This is a genomic window from Nocardia yamanashiensis NBRC 100130 (assembly GCF_001613325.1).
Taxonomy (GTDB): domain Bacteria; phylum Actinomycetota; class Actinomycetes; order Mycobacteriales; family Mycobacteriaceae; genus Nocardia; species Nocardia yamanashiensis.
In genome coordinates this window covers 123,055-147,657 of the sequence record NZ_BDCD01000017.1, presented here as the reverse complement: position 1 = coordinate 147,657, position 24,603 = coordinate 123,055, and the positions used below count along the sequence as shown (strand labels likewise).

The following is a 24,603-nucleotide window of genomic DNA, read 5'->3' as shown; positions in this document are numbered from 1 at the left end:
CCATCTACCAGGGCCAGATGGCCGGAGGAACACCTGCGCACCGTGAGCGCGGCCCAGTCCTGAGGGGGCGGGCCGCCAGGAGAAGGAAGTCGAACGTCTTGACGATCAACGAGAGCACTGGAACCGGACCGAAGGCCAAGGTGGCGGGGAAGAGCCGGGAGAGTGGAGTCAGGTCGTCGCTGCTGGACCGGTTGCTGGGGGGTGCGCCGTACGCCCTCGCTTTCGGTGGACAGGGGGCGCAGTGGCTGACCGAGCTGGAGGAGATCGGGCGGGATTCCGCACTGGAGCCGGAGCTGACCGCACTGGTCAATGACGCGGCCCGGCAGCTGGAACCCGTTGCGGCACAACTACTCGTGGTGCGTCCCGTCGGGTTCGACCCGATCGCGTGGATGCTCGAGGAAGAGATCGCCGACCCGGAGCAGGGGGAGGTGTCGGGAGCGCCGTCAGCGCAGGTGTTGCGCTCCGCGGCCGTCTCCATGCCCGGCGTGTTCCTGACCCAGGCCGCCGCCTTGCGCGCGCTGCGCCTGCAGGGCCTGGACACCGCGGCGCACGCGCCCACCGCCGTCATCGGCCACTCGCAGGGCCGGATCGCCGCCACCGCCGCCGAGGCGCACGGGCAGCGCGATGCCGAACTGCTGGCCATCGCCCAGTTGATCGGCGCCGCCGCCGGACTGGTCGCCCGCCGCCGCGGCCTCATGCCGGTGGGGGAGAAGTCGCCCATGGTGGCGGTCTCCAATGTCGATCCCGAGCAGTTGCGGGAAGTTGTCGACGCGCTCATGACCGGCATCGCGCCGGAGAAGGCCGCGGTGCTGTCCATCCGCAACGGCCGCCGCCGCGCCGTGCTGAGCGGCCCGGTCGCCCAGCTCGATCGCGTCCGCCAGCGCTGCGCCGAGATCAATGCCGAACAGGCCAAGGAACGCGACGCCAAGAAGCGCGGCGGTGCGGTATTCGCGCCGGTGTTCGAGGACATCCCGGTCGAGGTCGCCTTCCACCACCCGGCGCTGGCCGAGACCGTCGACCTGGTCAAGGGCTGGGCGCAGCAGTGCGGCCTGGACGCCGAACTGGCCGCGAGCCTCGCCCAGGAAGTGCTCGTCGATCCCATCGACTGGGTCGGCATCGTCGACGACACCGTCGCCCAGGGCGCGCAGTGGATCCTGGACCTGGGTCCCGGCGACCTGCTCTCCCGCCTCACCTCCGGCTCGCTCAAGGGCACCGGCGTCGGCGTGCTCGCCGCCGCCACCCGCTCCGGCCAGCGCAGCCTCTTCACCCCCGGCGCGGCCCCCGAAATCGCGCCCGCCTGGGCCGAATTCGCGCCCAAGCCGGTGCGCCTGCCCAACGGCCGGGTCGTGGTCGAGACCGCGTTCACCAAGCTGACCGGCCGCTCCCCGATCCTGCTCGCGGGCATGACCCCCACCACCGTGGACGCGAAAATCGTGGCGGCGGCGGCCAATGCGGGCCACTGGGCCGAACTCGCCGGCGGCGGCCAGGTCACCGAGCAGATCTTCGCCGATCGCGTGGAAGAGCTGAAGACGCTGCTGCACCCGGGTCGCGCCGTGCAGTTCAACTCGCTGTTCCTCGACCCCTACCTGTGGAAGCTGCAGCTGGGCGGCAAGCGCCTGGTGCAGAAGTCCCGTTCCGCCGGTGCGCCTTTCGACGGCGTCATCGTCACCGCCGGCATCCCGGAGCTCGAGGAAGCCGTCGCGCTGATCGAGGAGCTGACCGAGGCCGGCATCACCCACGTGGCGTTCAAGCCCGGCACCGTCGCCCAGATCCGGGCCGTGCTGCGCATCGCCGACTCGGTGCCCGGCTACCCGGTCATCATGCACATCGAAGGCGGCAAGGCCGGCGGGCACCACTCCTGGGAAGACCTGGACGACCTGCTGCTGGACACCTACGCCGAACTGCGTGTCCGCGACAATGTGATCGTCTGCGTCGGCGGCGGCATCGGCACCCCCGAGCGCGCCACCGAATACCTCACCGGCGCTTGGTCGCAGGCCCACGGCTACCCGGCCATGCCGCTGGACGGCGTGCTGGTCGGCACCGCCGCCATGGCCACCCTGGAGGCCACCACCGCGCCCGAGGTCAAGCAGCTGCTGGTCGACACCCCCGGCACCCCGGACTGGGTCGGCGCGGGCACCGCGTCCGGCGGAATGGCCTCCGGCCGTTCGCAACTGGGCGCCGACATCCACGAGATCGACAATGCCGCCTCCCGCACCGGCCGCCTGCTGGACGAGGTCGCCGGTGACGCCGACGCCGTGGCCGAGCGGCGCGCGGAGATCATCGAGGCGCTGAACGGCACCGCCAAGCCGTACTTCGGCGACGTCGCCACCATGACCTACCTGGAATGGCTGGAGCGCTACGTCGAGCTGGCCGTGGGCCTGGACCGCCGCAAGGACTTCGACTGCGGCGGCGACTTCGCCGACGCCATCGCCGAGGCCACCAAGTCGGTATGGCTGGACATCACCTGGCGCGACCGGTTCGCGGAAATGGTGCGCCGCACCGAATCCCGCCTCAACCCGGCCGACCGCGGCGAGATCCCGACCCTGTTCGCCGACGACGCCGCGTTCGAGACCCCGGTCAAGGCCATCTGCACGCTGAAGGAGCAGTACCCGGCCATCGCCTCGGCCGTGCTGCACCCGGCCGACGTGCCGTTCTTCGTGTCGCTGTGCAAGATTCCCGGCAAGCCGGTGAACTTCGTGCCGGTGGTGGATCAGGACGTGCGCCGCTGGTGGCGTTCGGATTCGCTGTGGCAGGCCCACGATCCGCGCTACACCGCCGATCAGGTGTGCATCATCCCGGGCACCGTCGCCGTCGCGGGCATCACCCGCGTGGACGAACCGGTCGGTGAACTCCTCGACCGCTTCGAACAGGACACCGCCTACTCCCTGGTGCGCGCGGGCGTCGTCCCGGCCGCCGTCGACGGCCGCCGCCGCGCCGCCGTCGCGAACGGGCTGCTGGACATCGTGCTGGCCGCTCCGGATGTGAACTGGGCCGGGCGCACCACCGTCAACCCCATCCACCGCCTGGGCGATCTCGGCGAGTGGACCATGAACGGCAAGGGCGCGATCCACCCGCCCACCGGTGCCACCCTGTCCGCCACCGAGGGCCCCGAATCCGACCACGCCTATGTGGAATTGGCGGTGCCGCTGCTGGGCAAGGATGCCGTGCGCATCCGCATCACCGTCCCGGTCTCGGTGTACAACGGCGGCGCGCCGGTCATCACCGAAGCCGATGCCGACGCCGCCATGACCGCGCTGCTGGCCGTCGCCGCCGGGCAGTCGCTGCCCGAGGTGAAGGTCGTCAACGGCACCCCGGTCGCGCACCTGAACGTGGCCTGGAGCCCGGACCTGATCGCCGATCACGCCGGCGTCACCGGTTCCGGTCTGCCCGAACACCTTTCGACCATCGGCCGCACTGCGCCGGACGTGCTCGTCGGAGCCTGCTGGCCCGCGGTCTTCGCGGTGCTCGGCGCCACCCGCACCGCCACCGGCGCCAGCGTCATCGAGGGCATGCTGGACCTGGTCCACCTCGACCATCAGATCGATCTGGTCGGTGAATTGCCCACCGGCGCCAGCGTGCTCGCGGTCAAGGTGGAGGCGGGCGAGACCCTCGACACCGATCTGGGCCGCGTCGTCGAGGTGCGGGTGCGCATCACCGGCATGCTCGACAAGGTCGAGACCGGCATGTCCATGCCGACCATCGCCACCCTCACCGAGCGGTTCGCCATCCGCGGCCGCACCGGCGCGGGCGAGCTCACCGATCCGCCGCGCGCCGCCGGTTCGCTGTCCGAGCAGGCCGCCGACACCCCGCGCCGCCGCCGGCGCGACGTCACCATCCAGGCTCCGCGCGCCATGTCCGCCTTCGCGCAGGTGTCGGGTGACTTCAACCCCATCCACACCTCCGGCAATGCGGCCAAGCTGGCCGGGCTGGGCGATCCGATCGTGCACGGCATGTGGCTGTCGGCCGCCGCGCAGCACGCGGTCTCGGCCATCGATCTGAGCGACAAGGTGCCGCCGCGCACCATCACCGCCTGGACCACTCGCTTCCTCGGCATGGTGCGCCTGGGCGCGCAGATCGACGTGCGCGTGGAACGGGTCGCGGTGGACGCGGGCACCGAGATCATCGAGGTGTCCTGCCGCATCGACGGCGATCTGGTGATGACCGCGACCGGTCGCATCGCCGCGCCGAAGACCGTGTACGCCTTCCCGGGTCAGGGCATTCAGGCCAAGGGGATGGGCCTGGACGCGCGCACCCGCTCCAAGGCCGCCAAGCAGGTCTGGGACGAGGCCGACAAGCACACCCGCGAGGCGCTGGGCTTCTCGATTCTCGCTGTCGTGCGCGACAACCCGACCTACCTGAAGGCGCGCGGCGTCGAATACCGGCACCCACAGGGCGTGCTGCACCTGACCCAGTTCACCCAGGTGGCGATGGCCACCCTCGGTGTGGCTCAGGTCGCCGAACTGCGTGAAGCCGGCGCGTTCATCGAGGGCGCCATGCTGGCGGGCCACTCCGTCGGCGAGTACAACGCGCTGTCCGCAGTCGCTGGCGTGCTGCCGCTGCACGCGGTGCTCGAGGTGGTGTTCCAGCGCGGCTCCGCCATGCACGAGCTGGTGCCCCGGGATGCCCAGGGCCGCAGCGACTACCGCATGGCCGCCATCCGGCCCTCGCAGATCGGCATCGCCGACGACGAGGTGATCGGCTGGGTCAAGGGCATCGGCGACGCGGCCGGGGAATTCCTGGAGGTCGTCAACCTCAACCTGCGCGGTGCGCAGTACGCAATCGCGGGCACCGTGAAGGGCCTGGAAGCCCTCGAGGTCGAGATCGAGCGGCTGCGGGCGCAGACCGGCGGCAAGCGGGCCTTCGTGGTCATCCCGGGCATCGACGTGCCGTTCCACTCCACCGTGCTGCGGGCCGGCGTGCCGGACTTCCGCGAGAAGCTGCGCGGGCTGCTGCCGGAAGACCTGCATCCGGAAGTGCTTGTCGGACGCTACATTCCGAACCTGGTGCCGCGCCTGTTCAACCTGGAGCGCGACTTCATCCAGGAGATCGCCGACCTGGTGCCGTCCGAACCGCTGGCCGAGGTGCTGGCGAACTTCGACGAATGGGCCGCCAAGCCCATCGAACTGTGCCGCGTGGTGCTGGTCGAGCTGCTGGCCTGGCAGTTCGCCTCGCCGGTGCGCTGGATCGAGACCCAGGATCTGCTGTTCACCGACGTCGAGCACGGCGGGCTCGGTGTGGAGCGGTTCGTCGAGATCGGTTTGGCCGCAACGCCTACCGTCGCGAACCTGGCCTCCAACACGCTCAAGCTGCCGCAGTTCTCGAACACGGTGGTCGAGGTACTGAACATCGAGCGCGAGTCCGGCATCGTGTACGCCACCGATACCGATCCCGCGCCGGTGGAGGAGCCGGAGGAGACTCCGGCCGCCGAAACCGCTTCGGCCGCAGCGGCTCCCGCTGCCGCCGCCCCGGCCCCCGTGGCCGTGGCGACCGGCGGGCCGACCCCGGACGACATCGCGTTCAATGCCGCCGACGCCACCCGCGTGCTCATCGCGCTGTGGACCAAGCTGCGCATGGACCAGATCGGCCCGGTGGACACCATCGAGGGCCTGTGCGACGGCGTCTCCTCGCGGCGTAACCAGCTGCTCGTCGACCTCGGCGCGGAGCTCTCGCTCGGCGCCATCGACGGTGCGGCCGACGCCGATATGGGCGCGCTGTCCAACACCGTCGACCGCCTGGCCCGCACCTACAAGCCGTTCGGGTCGGTGCTGTCCGACGCCATCGGCGATCACCTGCGCAAGGTCTTCGGCCCGTCCGGCAAGCGCCCCGGCGCCATCGCCGATCGGGTGAAGAAGGTCTGGGGCCTGGGCGACGGCTGGGCCAGCCACGTCACCGCCGAGGTCTCGCTCGGCACCCGCGAGGGCGCTTCCGTGCGCGGCGGCGATCTCGGCGGCCTGGTCTCCGGCGGCCTGAACGACGGTGCGGCCGTGGACAATGCGATCGACGCGGCCGTGCAGGCGGTCGCCGCTCGCCGGGGCGTCGCGGTCTCCATGCCGTCCGCCGGCGGCGGGGGCGGCGCGACCGTCGACGCGGCCGCGCTGGGCGAGTTCACCGAGCAGATCACCGGCCGCGACGGCGTGCTGGCGCAGGCCGCCCGCGTGATCCTGGAATCCCTCGGTCACGTCGAGCAGCTGTCCGCGCCGGAAGCCTCCGACAACTCGCTCATCGATCTGGTCTCGGCCGAATTGGGTTCGGACTGGCCGCGTCTCGTCGCGCCCGCCTTCGACGCCAAGAAGGCCGTGCTCATCGACGACCGGTGGGCCTCGGCCCGTGAGGATCTGGCCCGGCTGTGGCTGGGCGAGGACGCCGCGCTCGCCGACTTCGCGGTCGACGGGTTCACCGGGGCCGGGGAAGCCGTTGCCGCGCAGGCGAACTGGTGGCGCGATCGGGCCAAGCGGGAAGCGCGTTCCGTGCTGGCCGGGGTCTACGGCAGTATTGCCGAGGCCGCGGTGAGCGCCGCGGAGCCGGGCGCCTGGTCCTCCGATATCGCCGTGATCACCGGCGCCAGTAAGGGTTCCATCGCGGCGGCGGCCACCGGGCGACTGCTCGGCGGCGGCGCGACCGTCATCGTCACCACCTCCAAGCTCGACGACGCCCGCTTGAGCTTCTACAAGAAGCTGTATCGCGAGAACGCCCGCAATGGCGCGACCCTGTGGGTGGTGCCCGCGAACATGGCCTCCTACAGCGATATCGACGCTTTGATCGACTGGGTCGGCAACGAGCAGGTCGACAATGCCGGCGGCGCGAAGATCCTGGTCAAGGAGGCGATGACCCCCACCCTGCTGATGCCGTTCGCCGCGCCCCGCGTGGCCGGTGACCTCTCCGACGCCGGTGCCCGCGCCGAGATGGAGATGCGGGTGCTGCTGTGGTCGGTGGAGCGGCTCATCGGTGGCCTGTCCACCCTGGGCGCGGACCACGACGTGGACGCCAAACTGCATGTGGTGCTGCCGGGTTCGCCCAACCGCGGCCTCTTCGGCGGCGACGGCGCGTACGGCGAATCCAAGGCCGCGCTCGACGCCGTGGTCGCCAAGTGGCGCGCGGAGAAGTCGTGGGCGCAGCGGGTCACCCTGGTGCACGCGCTGATCGGCTGGGTGCGCGGCACCGGGCTGATGGGCCATAACGATCCGCTGGTCGAGGCCGTCGAGGCGGCCGGGGTGCAGACCTGGTCCACCCAGCAGATGGCGGACGAGCTGCTCAAGTGGTGCACCTCGCGCGCTCGCGTGGTGACCGCCGCCGGACCGCAGCAGATCGACCTGACCGGTGGATTGGCCAATGCCAAGCTGGATCTCGCCGCGCTCGCCAAGGGTGCGCACGGTGAGGCCGAGGAAGCCGAAGCGGCCGCCGCGGCAAGCGACGTCGCGACCATCGCGGCGCTGCCGGCCCCGCCGACCCTGTCCTCCAAGCTGCCCACCCCCGAATGGGGTTCGGTCACCGCCGATCTCGACGATATGGTCGTCATCGTCGGCGCGGGCGAGCTCGGGCCCTACGGCTCGGCGCGCACCCGCTTCGAGGTCGAGGTCTCCGATCAGCTCTCCGCCGCGGGCGTGCTGGAGCTGGCCTGGACCACGGGCCTGGTCACCTGGGAGAACGATCCCAAGCCGGGCTGGTACGACACCGAATCCGGTGAGTACGTGGACGAATCGGAGCTGGCCGAGCGCTACCACGACACCGTGGTCGAACGCTGCGGCGTGCGGCGCTACGGCGACGACGGCGCGATGATCGACAATGCCATCCCGCTGCTGACTTCGGTGTTCCTCGACAAGGACCTGTCCTTCGTCGTCAACAGCGAGGCCGAGGCGCGCGCGTTCTTCGCCGCCAACCCGGAGCAGACCGTCATCACGCCGGTCGAGGGTTCGGGCGACTGGAACGTGATCCGCAAGGCGGGCACCGAGATCCGGGTGCCGCGCAAGACCAAGCTGTCGCGGTTCGTGGGCGGTCAGATCCCGACCGGCTGGGATCCCACCAAGTGGGGCATCTCCGCCGATATGGCCTCCTCGGTGGACCGGGTGGCGCTGTGGAACATCGTCTGCACCGTGGACGCGTTCCTGTCCTCCGGCTTCAGCCCCGCGGAACTCATGAGCTGGGTGCATCCGGCGATGGTCGCCAACACCCAGGGCACCGGCATGGGCGGCATGTCCTCGATGCGCTCGCTCTACATCGACAACCTGCTCGGTGAGCCGCGCGCCAACGACATCCTGCAGGAGGCGCTGCCCAACGTCGCTCTCGCCCATGTGGTGCAGAGCTACGTCGGCTCCTACGGCGGCATGATCCACCCGGTCGCGGCCTGCGCGACCGCGGCGGTCTCCGTCGAGGAGGGCGTGGACAAGATCAAGCTGGGCAAGGCCGACCTGGTGGTGGCCGGCGGCTACGACGACCTCGGCATCGAGGGCATCGTGGGCTTCGGCGACATGTCCGCCACCGCCGACTCCGCCGTCATGGCGGGCAAGGGCATCAGCGACCGCTACTTCTCCCGTGCCAACGATCGCCGCCGCGGCGGCTTCGTCGAATCGCAGGGCGGCGGAACGGTTCTCCTCGCCCGCGGCTCGGTGGCCCTGGAAATGGGCCTGCCGGTCCTCGGCGTGGTCGCCTACGCCCAGTCCTTCGCCGACGGCGTGCACACCTCCATCCCGGCCCCCGGCCTGGGTGCGCTGGGCGCGGGCCGCGGCGGCCCGGAGTCGCGACTGGCCAAGGAACTCGGCAAGCTCGGCGTCTCGCCCGACGAGATCGCGGTGGTCTCCAAGCACGACACCTCCACCGCGGCAAACGATCCCAACGAGTCCGAGCTGCACGAACGCCTGGCCACCGCCATCGGCCGTTCGGAAGGCAACCCGCTGTTCGTCATCTCGCAGAAGACCCTCACCGGTCACGCGAAGGGCGGCGCGGCGGCCTTCCAGATGATCGGCCTGTGCCAGGTCCTCGAACAGGGCGTCATCCCGCCGAACCGCAGCCTCGACTGCGTCGACGAGAAGATGAAGTCATACCCCCACCTGGTCTGGCTCCGCGAGTCCCTCCAGGTAGGCGACCGCTTCCCGCTCAAAGCGGGCCTGGTCACCTCCCTCGGCTTCGGCCACGTCTCCGGCCTGGTCGCCATCGTGCACCCCCAGGCCTTCGTGGAAGCCATCACCGACGCCGACAAGCGCGAGACCTACCAGCGCCGGGCCGAAGAGCGCCAGCTCGCCGGCCGCCAGCGCCTCACCGAGGCCATGTGCGGCGGCGCCCCGCTCTACGAACGCCCCGCCGACCGCCGCCTCGGCGGCGACGGCACCCCGGCCAAGCAGTCCCGCCAGCTCGAGGCCGAAACCCTGCTCTCCCAGACCGCCCGCCTGGGAGCGGACGCGACCTACGTCGCCGTCCCGAAGGGCCCGGCCTGCCGGTAATACCGGTCCGGTGATCCGAACACAGTCGCCCCACGCCCTTGCGGTGTGGGGCGACTGTTCGTTCGTCGGCCTATCTCGCGTGCGGGGCGGGTTCTCACAGGTTCTGATACAGCGTGTTCAGCGTGGCGCTCAGGGCTTTTCGCTCGGTCCGGCCGAGGCTTGCGAACGTCTCCGCCTCCACGGTGTCCAGGGTGGTATCGGCGACTACGAGAACATCGACGCCGGTCGCGGTCAGCGAGACGATCTGTCGTCGGCGATCGGCCGGATCCCGGTTGCGCTCGATGAACCCGCTCTTCTCGAGCCCGTCGAGGTAAGCCACGATATCGCCGGAATCGAGCCGGATCTGATCGGCGATCTCCTTCTGGTGGCTCGGCCCCCGCTCGTTCAGCGTGCTGAGTATCACATGCTGATTCGGTAGCAGTCCGATCGCTGAGAGCGCATTGACATAGCGCTGACGTACCCGGATGCCGGTTCTGACCAGTAGGTATCCGAGTCGGGTGTCAAGTGTCCGGGTGGTATCCGCGGGCCTGTGGATCATGCGCCACATCATAGCTTCCTTGGGCTTACCAATAGTTTGGCTTGCCAGTGATTGGCAAGTCTGCTTAATGTGAAAAGGCGGCACCGCGATGCGGCGGTGCGAGTCCGGGTCCCGGGGAGATGTCAAATGATTCAAGAACTTTCGTATGTCGGCTTCGCGTCGCCACGATTCGAGGACTGGCGAAGCTACGGTCCGAACCTGTTGGGCGCCAAGCTCTTCGGAGACGGTCCGGATGGAGCGGTACGGCTGGCGATCGACGATGTCAACTTCCGGATCGCGATTCATCCGGCCGCGGCGGACGAGTTCCGGTACGCGGGTTGGGGCGTGGCCAACGAAACCGATCTCCATGGCTACGCGGAGCAGTTGACCGAGCGCGGCGTCGAGGTGCACTGGGCCGAGGAGGCACTCGCCAAGGAACGCGAGGTAGCGGAACTCGCCTGGTTCTCCGACCCGTGGGGGCTGCGCCATGAACTGAGCTGGGGAAAGACGGCGACGCCGAACTCGTTTCAGCCCGGCCGGGTGATGCGGGGCGGATTCGTCACCGGCGATCAAGGCTTGGGTCACGTGGTGTTCCAGGTGCCGAGCCTCGTCGAGGCGAACCGCTTCTACGCCGATGTCCTCGGATTCCGGCTGTCGGACCGAATCATCAACGACTACTTCAATGTTCGCTTCTATCACATCAACGGCCGGCACCACTCGCTCGCGCTGGCCGAGTTGCCCGGGCACGTCGGTTTCAACCACCTGATGCTCGAATACCAGAGTATGGACGACCTGGGCCGCGCCATCGACCTGTTGTCGCGCAACAACACCCAGATCATGCAGACGCTGGGCCGGCACACCAACGACCTGATGACCTCCGTGTACATCGGCAGCCCTTCCGGCCTGCAGATCGAACTGGGCCACGGCGGTCTCGTCGTCGACGACTTGAGCTGGGTGGCTCGCACGTACAACAAACCCAGCTACTGGGGACACCGCTATACGCAAACCGCCATGGACACCGCGCCGGGAATCATCCGGCCGATCGCCTAGCTCGCGGCCTGCGTATTCGAGAACTTCCGTGCCGAAAGCGGCACGGACCAATGGGGGCGGACCGGGGATCTTGGTTGGGGGACCTCACCGCAGCTCTGTCGTCAGCCGTCCGGCGCGACGACGTATTGATCCAGATCGGGGAAATGGATGAAAAGAGCAGTCAGTACACGCGGCAGCATCACGATCGTGGGGGCCGGTCAAGCAGGTCTATCGCTGGGGATCGGACTGCGCCGGTTCGGATTCGATGTCACCATCGTTTCCGATCGCACTCCGGACGAGATTCGCGACGGGCACGTCATGTCCAGTCAGTGCATGTTCGACACCGCACAGGGATTCGAACGCGCACTCGGGATCAATTTCTGGGACCGGCAATGCCCGACAATCGACGGAATGCGGTTCTCCGTCTTTCTGGAAGGCTTGCCGGACACGCCCGTCAACGCCTGGTCGGCGACCTTCGAACGACCCGCACGGTCGATCGACCAGCGACTGAAGATGCCGCGCTGGATGACGGAATTCGAGCGGCTCGGGGGAGATCTGCGGATCGAGACGGCCACCGTCGAATCCCTCGAGCGGTACGCGAGGTCCAGCGATCTGGTGATAGTCGCCGCCGGGAAAGGTTCGATCACACAGCTTTTCGAAACGAACGCCGAACTGTCGCCGTATCGTGAACCGCAACGTTCGCTCGCGATGTTCTATGTGAGCGGGCTGCGGCGACCGTCCGCAAGCAGCGCGATCGAATTCAGCCTGATTCCCGGCTATGGCGAATACCTCACCTATCCGGCGCTGACCGCGCAGGGCGAATGCGACATCATGCTGTTCGAAGCGGTCCCGGGCCGGCCGATGGACCTCTGGTCGCGGTCGGCGGAGCGGCCGGATCGGAAACTTGCCAGTGCGATCGCGTTCCTGTCGCAGCATCTGCCCGAAGAAGCGCAGCGTGCTTCGGATATCGCACTGATCGATGAAAATGCCGTGCTGGCGGGGAGCATCACGCCGCGGGTGCGGAATCCGATCGCGACCTTGCCCTCGGGTGCCGAGGTCCTCGGCATGGCCGACGCGATCGTCGTCAACGATCCGCTGTCGGCGCAGGGCGCCAACAATGCCAACAAGTGCGCGGATGCCTACTTGCAGGCCATCATCCGGCATGACGGCCCATTCGACCGGCGATTCATGACCGGAGCATTCGAGGAGTTCTGGAAGATCGGCGGACCTGCTACGGCGTTCACCAATCAACTCCTCGGACCGGCCTTACCGCACACTTCGGAGCTGCATATCGCGGCGTCCAAATACGGCGAGATCGCGGACAGATTCGGGCACTGCATGGACGATCCGGCCGATGCCCTCGACTGGATTCTGGATCCCATCGGTGCGTACCGCTATATCCAGCGTGTTGCCGCGCGCAACGCCCGCCTCGCCGCGTGATCATCGAAAGAGACTTGCCGTGAAGACATTCACCACCGTGGACATCACCGAGGCCGAGGCTCTGGAACGAGCCGGGCTGCTACGCGATCAGCTGTACGGCCGGGCCGCCGATATCGCGAAGCTGCGTCGGCTACCCGACGACGTATTCGCGATGTTCCTGGAATCCGGATTGCCGCGCGTATCCCAGCCGCGCACCTGGGGCGGAGCGCAGCTACCCCTCGCCACTCAGCTCGATGTCGTCAGCGAAATCGGCCGGGCCTGCGGTTCCGCGGCCTGGACCATGGGCGTCTACATCAGCCACAACTGGAATCTCGCCTTGTTCGATCCGCTTGCGCAGGACGATGTCTGGGGTCCTAATCCCGAGGCGGTCGCGTGCACGTCCGCCGTGGGCGGTCCCAGCGCGGAGCGTGTTCCGGAGGGTGCGTTCATACGCTCCGGTCGGTGGCGGTTCTTGTCCGGTGTGCACCACGCCGACTGGATCGTCGTGAAATCGCCGCTTGCCGCGGAGCATGATCCGGCGGGACAACCCGAGCTGTACTCGATGCTGATTCCCAAGGGGCAGTACCGCATCGTCGAGGACTGGAAGACCATCGGGTTGTCCGGGACCGGCACCTGCAGCGTCGATATCGAGGATGTTTTCGTTCCCTCCCATCGCCTGCTCCGATTCTCTGAACAGCAGGACGGGACGACGCCGGGTGGATGGCATCGCGTGGATCCGATCTACCGGACGCCATTGGATGCGACCTGGCCCGCGTATCTCGCCGCGCCCGCGGTGGGCATCGCGCGCGGCGCCATCGATGCGTGGGTGGATCGCACGCGCACCCGGAGCCACGCCTACACCGGTGCGGCGGCTGCGGCCGAACTCCAAAAACAGATCAAGCTGGGCGAAGCGGAAGCGCGCGTCGATGCCGCGGAGCAAATACTGCGCCGGGCAATGACTTCCGTGTTGGAGGCGACCGAAGCTCGGGCAGGTATCGCCGAGGTCCGCTCGCGCAACCGGCGTGACTTCGCACTCGCGGTGCGGTTGTGCGTGGAGGCCGTGGAATCGGTCTTCCTGGCCTCCGGCGCCTCGGGACTTACGGAAACCGATGTGCTGCAACGGCACTGGCGGGATGTGCACGCCGTCGCCCAGCACGCCATGTTCGAGTTCGAGCGCAGCGTATCCGCGTGGGGGCGGCGACGTCTGGGCGTTGACGACGGCCTCACCTTCTGATCGCGCCGGAACACAACGAGAACGGAGACCACCTGATGAACAGACCGACCTTCTTCGACCGGACCGGCGAGGGCGAATTCGTACCGACGCCGCTCGCCACCAGCCCGTGGAGCAATCGAACGATCAGTGGGCCCGCTGTGTGCGGCTTGCTGGCCCGTGAGCTGGAAAGCAACCACGGCTGGGAAGGGTTCCGGCCCGCACGATTGACCATCGACATGTTCAAACCCGCGCCGGCCGCACCGCTGCGGGTATCGACAACCGAAGTGCGAGCCGGAAATCGGATCAGGGTCGCCGACGCGGTGTTGTCCTCCGGGGGAATCGAGTTCGCTCGCGCGAGTGCCGTCTTCCTCAAGGTGTCGCAGCAGCCCGCAGGGGAGATCTGGCAGCGCGCAGCGCAGCCGCCGACGCCACCGGAAGAGCTGGCCGACCAGCTCGAACAGCACGGTGTTCCCTTGTTCGGCAGCGACACCCACCCCACGGGCTGGTCGATGGACATGGCACAGCACCAGGGCGTGAGCCGAAAGCGGATGTGGTCGCGGGTCATCTCGTTGGTCGACGGCGAGGAACCGTCACCGTTCGTCCACGCTGCCATCGTGGGCGAGGCCGCCAGCCTCGTCACCAACTGGGGCAGTGCGGGAGTCGGATTCATCAATGCCGACCTGACCCTGACCTTGGCGAGGCTGCCCCGGGGAACGGATCTCGGCATCGAAACCGACAACCATCTCAGCGCCGACGGTGTGGCCACCGGGTCCGCTGTGCTCTACGACCGGGAAGGCCCGGTCGGCATGTGCGTGATCACCGCGATCTCCAACGCGGCCCGCCAGATCGATCTGGCGCAACCGCTGGAAACAGCTGCTCGCTAGGGAACCTACGCCAGCGGAGCCTACGGAACCGTAGGCTCCGCTGGTATGTTGCGCCCAGACAACAGCACTCAAGAGGAATCGAGGAGTCTCATACCGTGACGATCCTTGGTATCGGACTGGACTTGGTCACCATTTCCGAGTTCGCCGAACAACTGGAACGCACCGGCACCACCATGATCCGGGAGAGTTTCACCGCGGGAGAGCGCCGCTATTGCCAAAGCAAGGGCACTGATCCCGCTCGTAGTTATGCCACCCGGTGGGCCGCCAAGGAGGCGGTCATCAAGGCTTGGGCCTCTTCTCGGTTCGCTCGGAGTCCGCAGATCGGGGACAACCCCTATCCGTTGATCGAGGTGGTCAATGACGCCTGGGGGCGGCCGAGTATCAAATTGCACGGGCTGGCGGCGGAGTTCCTGCCGCGGGTGCGGGTACATCTGTCGCTGACGCACGACGGGGATACGGCGGCCGCCATGGTGGTGCTGGAAGATCCGGGTGAGCTAGCGGACTTGATCAACGGCTAGTTCATGTCGGGCTCGACCGGCGTGCGCTGGCCGCCGGTCCGGGACTCCTTCTCGGCAATCAGCAAGTAGGCGACCATGAGTCGCTTCAATTCGGCCACCGCGTCCTCGTGGCTGAGGCCGTCCTGGACGGAGAAATTCAGCATCGAGTAGACGACGTGCACCAGCACCTGGGCCATCATGGAACGGCGGCCGCGGGGCGTGCGCGGCATGAGCGGGCGGAGCATCTGGGCCACCGCTTCGGCGAATTCCTTCTCGTGGATGGCGCCCGTCGCACGGGTCGAGGGCGTGGACTGCATGGCCAGCCAGACCTCGCGGCGCGACGGGTCGGTCATCCACAGATCGGCGAGATGATCCACCAGGGCGTTCATGTGGCGGAGCCAGTCCATCGACGGGATCTCGCCATGAAATTCGGACAGTTCCTGGGAAACCGCCACCAGGTCTTGGCGATTCAGCTCGCAGACGATCACGTACTTGTTGGCGAAGAACTGGTAGAGCGTGCCGATCGGCACCTCGGCGCGGGCCGCCACTTCCTCACAGGTGAACGATTCGAAACCGACCTCGACCAGCAGCTCCCGGGAGGACTGGAGCAGGGCGTCGAACTTGCGTTTGGACCGTTCCTGCGTCGGGCGGCGACGCGGCATCAGTTCCTGCGGGTCGTCCTGCAACTCCAACGCAGGGTCCGGTCGTCGTGTCGACCTGGTTCCCGTGCGCGCTTCCACGTTCAACAGCCTAGAGGTAGCGACACGCTGATGACACGCTGCGGTACTTCGTGTGTCCCTATCTCGTCGTAGGTTCGCACCCATCCACACCCGGGAGTGGCTCCGAACACTCATCGCAGCTGCTTCCCAGCAGCTCCTCAGCGCTTGACGAGTGGCCCCGCTCGAGACCTCCGGGCTCGCCCCGCAGGAGCCCGGGTCGAGGGGGCCGCGGGAGTTGGTTCCGGTTCTCGGGCGTGAGCCCGGGTCCAATGGGCCGCGAGAGTTTCGTTTCCGGCTCTCGGGGGTCCGGGGGCTTGCCCCCGGGAGCCACGAGAGTTTCGTTGCATCGACACAACGTTGGAAGGCTGATCTGTGGTTGCTTCTGCTGTTGTTCGTTCCGCGGTGACCATCGGCGTCGCTACCGAGCGCGGCATCGTGCGCGCGGTGGCACTCGCCGACGGTGACAAATTGACCGAGCGCGTGGTGGACGAGCGCGTGGAAAAGGTTGTCGGCGATACCAAAGCCGATCTCGCCGCCGCGGTGGAGACGGTGCTGGAGGAACTGGCCGACAAACTTTCACCGGATCGCGAAGTGGTCGGCGCGGCCGTCGCTTACCGGGATGCGGCCGAACGCCGGGCCATCGTGACGCGGCTGGCGTCCGGCCCGTGGCACGAGGCGTCGCTGGTGTCGGCCAAGGCCGCGCATCTGGCCGTGGCGCGGGCCATGAGCTGGGTGGACGAATTCGAGGACCTGGCCATCTGCGAAGTGGTGCCGGGGTTCCAGGCCTTCTCGCTCATCGACCCGGACCGCACCCGGGTGCTGGCGGCCGTGACGCTCAATGGCGGGGCCACCACCGAGGAGGCCATGCGCGCGGCCGTCACCGCCGCCTGGGATCAGTTCGACGCGGCCGGGGTGAAACCGGACGCCGTGGTGCTGATCGGTTCGGCCGCAACCGAACCCGCCGTGGTGGCGGCGCTGGAGTCCGGCTTCGGCGCGCCGGTGATCCCGTGCGCGGTGGCCGCGAACGCGCCCGCTCTGGGCGCCGCGCTGGCGGCGCTGCCGGAGACGGAGCTCGCCGGGGAAGCCGCGGAACGGATTCGGCGGGCGCGGGGTACCGCCGCACTGTTCGCGGCCGCCAGCGTGCTGGCCGGCGGGCTGGTGGTCGGTGGCGTGTACACCGCGAGCAGCAATTCCAAGACCGTGCCCGAGCCCCGGCTCATCGATGCCCGGGTGTCGGCGGACGCGCCGCACAGCCCGCCGCCGCAGCCGATCGGCGAGACCGGGCTCGACACGGGCTCCGCGGGAGACATCGTCGACGGCCTGCCCGGGCCCACGCCCACCGAGGCGGGCGCGCCGCTCACCGAGCAGACCACGCCGCAGTTGCTGCCCGAACCCGAGATCGTGACGCTCGACCCGGCCACCCTCAACTGGGGTCCGGACCGCACCGAACGCCCCTCGAAACCGCTGATCAAGGCCCAGCCCGAGGGCGAGCGGTCCAGCGCCACGGACTCCATCATCCCGGCCCCCACCCACACCGTCGGCTCCCCGACCGAAGGCGGCCTGTTCCCCGGCGAACTGGCCCCGCCGCCGTTAGGCACCCCCGAATTTTCCAAATGGTGGGACAACCACTGGCACATGATGGTTCAGTGGGCGGCACAGCTGCTGCCACGCGTCTGAGACGAATCGACCCACCCGATCCGCCGGCAGACGCCGAAAAGACGGGCGGTGCCCACCCGTGGGCGCCGATCTCGACGGGAGCAGGGGCGATGTCGAGGCCCGAGTCCCGGCCCGAACCATGGCGACGCGAGCGCGTGGCGTCCCACGGTGCGGGCCGGGGCTTTTCGATGCCAACCCCATAACGCATCCGGCCCCCGATCCGTTCAGGATCGGGGGCCGTCCAATCTTTCGACCGCTAGACCGACAGGTCCCGCCGCAGCTTCGCCACGTGCCCGGTGGCGCGGACGTTGTACTGCGCGACCTCGATCTTGCCGTGCTCGTCCACCAGGAAGGTGGAGCGGATGACGCCGGTGACGGTCTTGCCGTACATGGTCTTCTCGCCGAACGCGCCGTAGGCCTGCAGTACTTCCTTGTCCGGGTCGGACAGCAGCGGGAAGGTGAGTCCTTCGTTGTCGCGGAACTTGGCCAGCTTGGCCGGCTTGTCGGGGGAGATGCCGATGACATCCAGCCCGGCCTCGTTCAATTCGCCCAGGCTGTCGCGGAAATCGCAGGCCTGCTTGGTGCAGCCCGGGGTGCTCGCGGCCGGGTAGAAATACACGATCACCTTGCGTCCGCGATAGTCCGACAGCGAGACCTCTTTGCCGTCGGCATCGGGCAGGGTGAAGGCGGGCGCGGTATCGCCGGGACTGAGTCGGTGGTTCTCGGTCATGCCTGCACGGTAGTAGACGGGCCGGACCGGGTGTGAGCGATACACTCCAGGGCAGGTCAACAGCGCCGCCCGGGGTGGCGGCTTTCAGACAGGAGTGTGACGTGGCGAGAGACACCGAGGCGATCGAGCGGGAGATCGAGGCCGCGCGTAACCGGCTCGCGAGCACCCTCGACGAACTCGCGGTGCGGGCCGACCCGCAGCGGCTGGCCGACAATGCCAAGCAGTCGTTCGTGGCCAAGGTGAACGAGCCGAAGATCAAATACAGCCTGATCGGGGCCGGCGCGCTGGTCGCCACCCTGGTGCTGGTGCGGATCTTCCGCCGCTGACGCGGGAAACGCCTGGTAAGCAAACGGGCCCCGGATCCTGACGGATCCGGGGCCCGAAGCTGTCGGTGGAGCGGGCGCTGCGCTCGACTGCCCGAATCAGACGGTCGGGCAGGCGAATCCGTCGCCGTCGGGATCGAGGTGGGGGCCGTAGCCGGGTTCACCGCGGAAGAGGGGGGCGTGGCCTGCGGCGCGGGCTTCGTCGCAGTTCTTGTAGGACCCGCCGGCCGAGCCGGTCTGGGTGAGATTCGCCGAACCGGTCGCGCCGGAGCCGGTGTCGATGGTGGAGGAGCCGGTGCCGGACGACCCGGTGGGGACGTCGGCGGAGGCGGCGGCAAGCGGGGCGAGAGTCGTCAGGCTCGCGACGCTGGCGGTGACGAGTAGCCGGCGAACGTTCATGTATTCCTCAATGTCGGCGCAATAGGTTGGTAGCGGCCCGGTTCGGCGCGGTTACGCCACCGCTGCGGGTTGTGGCACGGTGGCCGGTCCGGTCCGGCGTCTACTGTTCTGGCGCAACGTTGCATTGTCAACCGGATGGGCTATCCATCGAGGTAGAACCTCTTCGCAGCCTTCGCGGCCGGGACCCGTTCCGGCAGAACGCGTCCCATTCGTCCTGTTGCGCCGTTTATGTATCGCCCTCGCGGGCATTGTGTTTCGCAAAGCTCAAAAATTTGTGCCGGATGAATTCCGGGGAATCGGCTGGACTGCCCCACCGTTGGTGTCCGTGTCAACTACACGTCGCTAGGATGGAACCCATGACCCGCTGGCTGAGCGACGAGGAACAGGCGACCTGGCAGTCCTATATCCGGCTGCGGCAGCGCCTCGACGCCGCCATCGCCGCCGGGCTCACCCGCGACGGCCTGTCCTACTCCGATTACGAGGTGCTGGTCGCCCTCGCGGCCGCCGGCGGCAACCTGCGCGCCAAGGAACTGGGCGCGGAGATCTGCTGGGACAAGTCCCGCCTGTCCAAACACCTCTCCCGCATGGCCGCCCGCGGACTGGTCGGCCGCTGCCAGGCCGTGGACGATGCCCGCGGCCGCGAGATCATGCTCACCGACGCCGGCCGCGCCGCCCTGGAGGCCGCGGCGCCCAATCACGTGGAACTGGTGCGGCGGCTGTTCATCGACGAACTGGACCCCGGAGAAGCGGCGGCCATGCGCTCGCTCTCGGCCAAGGTGGTCGCCGAGGCGGAGCGCACGGATCTGCCCGAGGCCCGCTAGCTAATTCCCGGCGTCGTCCGCGCCCGGCTGGTCCGCCGGCTTGCCGAACTGCCCGCGCCAATCCCCGAACGGTTCGTCCCGCTCCCGCACCGCATCGCGGAAACCGGCGGTGGCGGCGCGCAATTGGAAGGCGTACCCCTCCCGCGTGTGCCGCGAGATCCCATCGAACACGGTGCTGATCATCCCGGAATTCAGCACGCCCTGATTCAGCAGCGCGCTGTTGAGCGCCAGCTTCGCCATCACCAGCTGATTGATCGGCACCTGCGAAATCCGTTGCAGCAGATCCTCGGTGCGCGCGTCCAGCTCATCGGCCGGCGGCGCGTCGATGGCCAGCCCCCACTCGGCCGCCTGCTTGCCGCTCAGGCTGTCCCCGGTGAACAGCAGTCGCTTGGCGCGCTGATCCCCGACCCGATGCGCCCACATTCCCGCCGCCGGAATCCCCCAGGTGCGGGTGGGCGGATACCCGAACCGGGCATCCTCGGCGCAGATGATCTGATCGGCGAACAGCGCGATATCGGTCCCGCCCGCGATGGCGAACCCGTGCACCTTGGCCACCGTCGGCTTGTTGGCGTGCAGCAGGCTGGCGAATCCCCGGTTGAACCGCGACATCATGGCGTAGTCCACCATGGGATCCCAAGTGCCCCAGGGATTGTGATTACGCGCCTGCACCACCGGATCCAGCACCGTGCCCTCGGCCGGCTGCGCCCCCGCGCCCGGCGCGAAGCTGTTCTCGGCGAAGATCGACAGGTCGTAGCCGCCGCAGAACCCCTTGCCCCGCCCGCTCACCACGATGGCGTGCACGCGCGGATCCAGATCGGCGCGTTCGACGGCCGCCGCCAGCTCGACCGGCGTATCCGAGGTGATGGCGTTCCCTTGCTCCGGGCGGTTGAAGGTGATGCGCGCGATCCGCCCCGTCACCTCGTAAGTCAGTGTGCGCCCGGTGAATCCGCTCTCGGGCTGCGGGCGCCCCTCGAACAGGGAGTCGTCCCCACCGGTCAGGTCGTCGCGCCAGGCGGCCGGTCGGGTGCCGGCGTGGTTCTCGAAGTCGGGTGACACGCAAGCAGTGAACCTCGGTTCATTTCTTGCTGTCAAGAGCCGCGCCCGGGTCCGCCGCCCTCATTCCCAGGGTCTGACCGGTGGTTTCACCCAGAGGATCTTCTCGTCCGCGAACTCGCGTCGCGCGCCCGGATGGGCCGGATTGCGCGCGGCCCAGGCGTCCTTCTCCTCCAGCATGCGGGCGACAACTTGCCAGGTCTCATCGGTGCTCGGTGGGTTGGCGTCCGCGGCCCGCGCCAGTTTGCGCCGCTGCGCCATAGGGAGGTCCAGGAGTTCGCCGCCGGTGATCCCGCGCTGCCAGACGTAGGCGGCCAGCCGCCGGGCCTTGTCCTCCCGGCTGCGGCTGGCGTGATCGGAGTGCGCGTAGTCGGCCATCTCGCATTCCCGCAGGTAGGTAACTCTGTCGAGGCGACCCTACCGCAGCCCGCCGACAGGTACCTTGGACGCATGCCGGAGGCCGCGGGCGTTCCCGATTCTCTCGTCGTCACCCCTGCCAGCCGACAGGACTGGTCGGTCGTCACCGAATGGGCGGCCGCCGAAGGCTGGAATCCGGGGGAGCGGGATCGCGAGGCGTTCTTCGCCCAGGACCCGGAGGGCTTCCTGCTCGGCCGCCTGGACGGGGAACCGGTCTCGGCGGTCTCGGTGGTCAACTACAGCCCCGAATACGCCTTCCTGGGTTTCTATCTCGTGCGCCCCGACCTGCGCGGCCGGGGCCTGGGCATGGCCACCTGGAAGGCCGGACTCGCGCACGCGGGCAGCCGGGTGATCGGCCTGGACGGAGTTCCGGACCAGCAGAACAACTATCGCCGCAGCGGCTTCGAACTCGCCTATCGCAGTGCGCGATTCACCGGGGTGCCGCGGCTCGATGCCGCGGACGACAGCGTGCGCGCCCTGGAACCCGCCGACCTGGCCGCCGTCCACGCCTACGATTCGGCTTGTCTCCCAGCCGATCGCACGCCGTTCCTGACCGCCTGGCTGGCCGACCCGGCCAACCTAACCCTGGTGCGCGTCGTCGACGGCGTGCTCACCGGTTACGCCGCCGTCCGCCCGGCCCGCGACTCTCTGCGCGTCGGCCCCCTGTTCGCCGATGACCCCGGCACCGCCCGCGCCCTGCTCGCCGCCCTCACCGAACGCACCGGGGGAGTGGAGCTGGCGGTGGATGTGCCGCTGCGCAACGAATCCGCGGTCGCACTGGCCGAACAGGCCGGTCTCGCACCGAGTTTCGAGACGGCGCGCATGTACACCGGCCCGGTGCGCGACCTGCACCCCGAACGGGTGTACGGCGTCACCACCCTCGAACTCGGCTGATTCCTCGTCCGTGCACGTCCCGGTCATTTCCGGCCGCTATGCTCCGGCGGAAACCGTCAGGGAGGGAAACAGTGACCGAGGAGCAACCGCAGCCGCATTGGCCGCCGGTCGAGGATCCGTCGGCCGTCACGGCCGCGCCGGCCCCGGCCGCCTATCCGCCCTATCAGGGGGCCATCGGCTACCAGCCGTTCCCCGGCGGTGCACAGGCCTATCCGGGCACCGAACCGGGTAAACCGCCGCAGACGGTGCTCACCGCGTTCTATCTGATGCTGGCCGCCGCGGCCGCGAACGTGGTCGGCCTGTTCGTGGGTCTCGCGCAGTTGCCGACCGCGCGGGAGGAGGCGCGGCAGGCTTCGGACGGGGTGCTGAGCGATCAGCAGATCGACCTCATCGTGAACATCACCGTCGGCGTCTCGGTGCTCATCGAGGTGATCTCGGTCGGGCTCTGGATCTGGCTGGCGTTCGCCATTCGCGCCGGCAAGAACTGGGCGCGAATCACCGGCACCGTGCTGTTCGGGCTGTACTCCGCATCGATGCTGTTCAGCCTGGTGAACCTGAAGAGCAGTGCCGCGGCCGCGCTGGCGATCAGCGTCCTGGTGTGGCTGCTGGCGGTGGCGGTCACGGTGCTGATCTGGGCCGGCCCGGCACGCACGTACTTCCGCCCCGCGCAACCGCAGCTCCCGTACCCGCCCACGTCGTACCCGTCCGCCCAATTCCCGGCGGCGCAGTATCCGCCTGGCCAGTACCCGGCGGCGCTGTATCCGTCCGGCCAGTATCCGCCCGCGCAGCATCCGCCTGGGACCTCCTACGCTCCCGCCCAGTACCCTCCCGTGCCGAACCCGTCCACACCGGACTCGTCCGCACAGCATCCGCCGGATTCGAATTCGCCGGGACCGCAGGGACTTTGACCAGTAGATCGGCCGGAGTTACAGCGGCCGAATGGATCTCGCCAGTCGTCCCGCTGCTTCCCGATCCACCGGCGTGGTGGCGTCGCCGAGCCAGCTGACCCACCACCGCTGCCAGCCCCGGCGCACTACTGCCCCGTACACCTCGGCCGGCGGATTGCTCGAGCCGTTGAACACGATGCGGTGGAAGCACGACCTGCCCTGCACCGCACGACCTTTCACCTCTTCGCAGCTGGTATCCACCTGCTCGCCCGAACTGGGGAAGAAGAACGCGCCCATCCCGCCGGCGAGCCCGCAGGCCGCCGCCCCGTCATCGGGTTCGTCCGCCGCGAACAGCGTGCGGTCGAGCTTGCCGAGCAGGATCATGCCGCCGCCGTGCTGTCGTAGCACCACCTGACCGAACATCGGATTGTCGTTGCCGCGCGGGTTCGGCTCCCACCCGTCGGGCGGCACGAAGCTGATACCGGCCGCAGCGCTCTCGACCCGCGCGGCTTCGTCCGCGCTCGGCCGCACCGACCGGAATATCAGGCACCCGACGCCGCCCAGCCCGATCAGCAGCAGCAGCACGCACGCCACGACGACCCAACGCGCCGCGCGCGGCGAGATCGCCGCCTTCGTCACCGGCATCGGATTCGCAGTCACGCCGCGACGCTAGCAATCTACTGGCTATGGCTCGGTGCACCGCCGCGTCGGCGCGCCGCACGGCTCGATCACGATCCGGACGAATTCACCAGGCGGAGGGCCGGACTCGCCCCGGCGTCACCATCCGGGCCAGCGCGTTCCGCACCCCGGCCGCCGCATCCGGGCCGAGCGTCCGCACCCAGTGCGTCGTGTATGCGGCCAGCGCGGCATCGGCCGCCCGAGTGCACGCCCAGCCCCGCGCCGTCAGCGTGACCAGCTTGGCCCGCGCATCGCCCGGATGCGGATTGCGTTCCGCGTAGCCCTTTTTCACCAGCTCCTCCACCAGCTGGCTGGCCGCCTGCTTGGTCACCCCGAGATGCTCGGCCAGCTCACCGACGGTCGCCCCGTCCGGCGCCATCCGGGCGAATGCGAAACCGTGGGTCGGCCGCACATCGTCGAATCCGGCGGCCACCACACCGGCATTGACGGCATCGGTCACCTCGGCGGCCGCGGCGAGCAGCAGTAGGGGCAGGTCCTGAGCGGGCACGGGCATACCTCGAATCTTGGCACTTGACAGAGTAGTCAACTACCTTGACTATATTGGACAAGCAGCTTGACTAAAGGAGATGACATGCCGATCATCCGCGCCGCTGATGCCCAGGTCTTCGAAATGCACGGCACCACCTTCACCTCCCTGATCCGGCCCGCCGCCGGCAGCGCCGAACTGTGCGTGTGGCGGATCGAGATCGCGCCCGCCACCACCGGTGTGGCCCACCGCGTCCTGCGGGAGGAGACCTTCGTGGTCCTGGACGGCGAGCTCACCATGGTCATCGACGGTGAAGCCGCCGACCTGAAATTCGGTGACGCCGCCGTCGCACTCGCCGGATCCACCATCCAGCTGAACAATTCGGCCGCGACCCCGGCCACCGTGCTCGTCACCGCCCCGGTCGGCTTCACCGGCGAACTGCTCGACGGCACCGTGGTGAACCCGCCGTGGGTGAACTGACGCGGTCGGCGAAGAACCCCGGCGAATCTGTCTCAGACGATTTACGCTGAGGGTTCGACGCCGACC

General features: G+C 68.6%; 20 protein-coding genes. 12 read left to right on the top strand and 8 right to left on the bottom strand.

Features of this window, described 5'->3' with window-relative positions; genetic code table 11:
* The first annotated feature begins 98 nt into the window (after nt 1-98).
* Nucleotides 99-9,434, top strand: a complete 9,336-nt coding sequence (locus NY1_RS19110; protein ID WP_067714929.1) for a type I polyketide synthase — start codon at nt 99-101, stop codon at nt 9,432-9,434.
* Between the two features lie 94 nt (nt 9,435-9,528).
* Here the strand turns inward: NY1_RS19110 and NY1_RS19105 are convergent, their stop codons facing one another.
* A complete protein-coding gene (locus NY1_RS19105) occupies nt 9,529-9,972 on the bottom strand; it encodes a MarR family winged helix-turn-helix transcriptional regulator (RefSeq protein WP_169815373.1) in 444 nt (147 codons plus the stop codon).
* 126 nt (nt 9,973-10,098) lie between these two features.
* Here NY1_RS19105 and NY1_RS19100 point away from each other — a divergent pair, with 126 nt between their 5' ends.
* The 5 genes from NY1_RS19100 (at nt 10,099) to acpS (ending at nt 15,014) form a co-directional block, all read left to right on the top strand.
* On the top strand, nt 10,099-11,001 hold the full coding sequence (locus tag NY1_RS19100; RefSeq protein WP_067714924.1) for a VOC family protein: 903 nt from the start codon (nt 10,099-10,101) through the stop codon (nt 10,999-11,001).
* A gap of 186 nt (nt 11,002-11,187) precedes the next feature.
* Nucleotides 11,188-12,420: a styrene monooxygenase/indole monooxygenase family protein gene (locus NY1_RS19095; protein ID WP_218028388.1), complete on the top strand. Its 1,233-nt coding sequence runs from the start codon at nt 11,188-11,190 to the stop codon at nt 12,418-12,420.
* Nucleotides 12,421-12,439: 19 nt separating this feature from the next.
* A complete protein-coding gene (locus NY1_RS19090; protein WP_067714918.1) occupies nt 12,440-13,633 on the top strand; it encodes an acyl-CoA dehydrogenase family protein in 1,194 nt (397 codons plus the stop codon).
* Between the two features lie 35 nt (nt 13,634-13,668).
* Nucleotides 13,669-14,496, top strand: a complete 828-nt coding sequence (locus NY1_RS19085) for an acyl-CoA thioesterase domain-containing protein (protein WP_067714915.1) — start codon at nt 13,669-13,671, stop codon at nt 14,494-14,496.
* 95 nt (nt 14,497-14,591) lie between these two features.
* Nucleotides 14,592-15,014 (top strand): holo-ACP synthase AcpS, encoded by a 423-nt coding sequence (acpS, locus tag NY1_RS19080; RefSeq protein WP_067714911.1) that lies wholly within the window; start codon nt 14,592-14,594, stop codon nt 15,012-15,014.
* On the opposite strand, the gene NY1_RS19075 is transcribed toward acpS, so the two are convergent.
* Entirely contained in the window at nt 15,011-15,655 is a 645-nt protein-coding gene (locus NY1_RS19075) for a TetR/AcrR family transcriptional regulator (RefSeq protein WP_245663525.1), read from the bottom strand. The two genes, acpS and NY1_RS19075, sit on opposite strands and share 4 nt — an antisense overlap.
* 459 nt (nt 15,656-16,114) lie before the next feature.
* On the opposite strand from NY1_RS19075, the gene NY1_RS19070 reads away from it, so the two are divergent.
* Nucleotides 16,115-17,389, top strand: coding sequence for a DUF7159 family protein (locus NY1_RS19070; RefSeq protein WP_067714905.1), 1,275 nt, complete (start codon nt 16,115-16,117; stop codon nt 17,387-17,389).
* 235 nt (nt 17,390-17,624) lie between these two features.
* On the opposite strand, the gene bcp is transcribed toward NY1_RS19070, so the two are convergent.
* Nucleotides 17,625-18,098 (bottom strand): thioredoxin-dependent thiol peroxidase, encoded by a 474-nt coding sequence (gene bcp, locus NY1_RS19065; RefSeq protein ID WP_067714903.1) that lies wholly within the window; start codon nt 18,096-18,098, stop codon nt 17,625-17,627.
* A gap of 101 nt (nt 18,099-18,199) precedes the next feature.
* Here bcp and NY1_RS19060 point away from each other — a divergent pair, with 101 nt between their 5' ends.
* Nucleotides 18,200-18,424, top strand: coding sequence for a DUF3618 domain-containing protein (locus tag NY1_RS19060; protein WP_067714900.1), 225 nt, complete (start codon nt 18,200-18,202; stop codon nt 18,422-18,424).
* A gap of 96 nt (nt 18,425-18,520) precedes the next feature.
* Here the strand turns inward: NY1_RS19060 and NY1_RS19055 are convergent, their stop codons facing one another.
* Nucleotides 18,521-18,820, bottom strand: a complete 300-nt coding sequence (locus NY1_RS19055) for an excalibur calcium-binding domain-containing protein (protein ID WP_067714897.1) — start codon at nt 18,818-18,820, stop codon at nt 18,521-18,523.
* A gap of 356 nt (nt 18,821-19,176) precedes the next feature.
* Between NY1_RS19055 and NY1_RS19050 the strand changes: the two genes are divergently transcribed.
* Nucleotides 19,177-19,641 carry a MarR family winged helix-turn-helix transcriptional regulator gene (locus NY1_RS19050; RefSeq protein ID WP_067714894.1) on the top strand — a complete coding sequence of 155 codons (465 nt, stop codon included), beginning with the start codon at nt 19,177-19,179 and terminating at the stop codon, nt 19,639-19,641.
* Here the strand turns inward: NY1_RS19050 and NY1_RS19045 are convergent, their stop codons facing one another.
* On the bottom strand, nt 19,642-20,697 hold the full coding sequence (locus tag NY1_RS19045) for a crotonase/enoyl-CoA hydratase family protein (RefSeq protein WP_067714892.1): 1,056 nt from the start codon (nt 20,695-20,697) through the stop codon (nt 19,642-19,644). It lies immediately after the preceding gene.
* 60 nt (nt 20,698-20,757) lie between these two features.
* Nucleotides 20,758-21,072, bottom strand: coding sequence for a hypothetical protein (locus NY1_RS19040; protein WP_067714889.1), 315 nt, complete (start codon nt 21,070-21,072; stop codon nt 20,758-20,760).
* Between the two features lie 72 nt (nt 21,073-21,144).
* On the opposite strand from NY1_RS19040, the gene NY1_RS19035 reads away from it, so the two are divergent.
* Together NY1_RS19035 and NY1_RS19030 are read left to right on the top strand one after the other, a co-directional pair.
* Complete coding sequence (locus NY1_RS19035; RefSeq protein ID WP_067714886.1) at nt 21,145-22,005, top strand: GNAT family N-acetyltransferase; 861 nt, start codon at nt 21,145-21,147, stop codon at nt 22,003-22,005.
* 71 nt (nt 22,006-22,076) lie between these two features.
* A complete protein-coding gene (locus NY1_RS19030; protein ID WP_067714884.1) occupies nt 22,077-22,913 on the top strand; it encodes a hypothetical protein in 837 nt (278 codons plus the stop codon).
* 18 nt (nt 22,914-22,931) lie between these two features.
* On the opposite strand, the gene NY1_RS19025 is transcribed toward NY1_RS19030, so the two are convergent.
* Both NY1_RS19025 and NY1_RS19020 read right to left on the bottom strand, forming a co-directional pair.
* Complete coding sequence (locus NY1_RS19025; RefSeq protein ID WP_157762333.1) at nt 22,932-23,552, bottom strand: APA family fibronectin-binding glycoprotein; 621 nt, start codon at nt 23,550-23,552, stop codon at nt 22,932-22,934.
* Nucleotides 23,553-23,637: 85 nt separating this feature from the next.
* The gene (locus tag NY1_RS19020; RefSeq protein WP_067714878.1) at nt 23,638-24,084 is read right to left on the bottom strand and encodes a MarR family winged helix-turn-helix transcriptional regulator; all 447 of its coding nucleotides are present in this window, start codon (nt 24,082-24,084) and stop codon (nt 23,638-23,640) included.
* A 78-nt stretch (nt 24,085-24,162) separates the two neighbouring features.
* On the opposite strand from NY1_RS19020, the gene NY1_RS19015 reads away from it, so the two are divergent.
* A complete protein-coding gene (locus NY1_RS19015; RefSeq protein ID WP_067714875.1) occupies nt 24,163-24,537 on the top strand; it encodes a cupin domain-containing protein in 375 nt (124 codons plus the stop codon).
* Nucleotides 24,538-24,603: the final 66 nt, after the last annotated feature.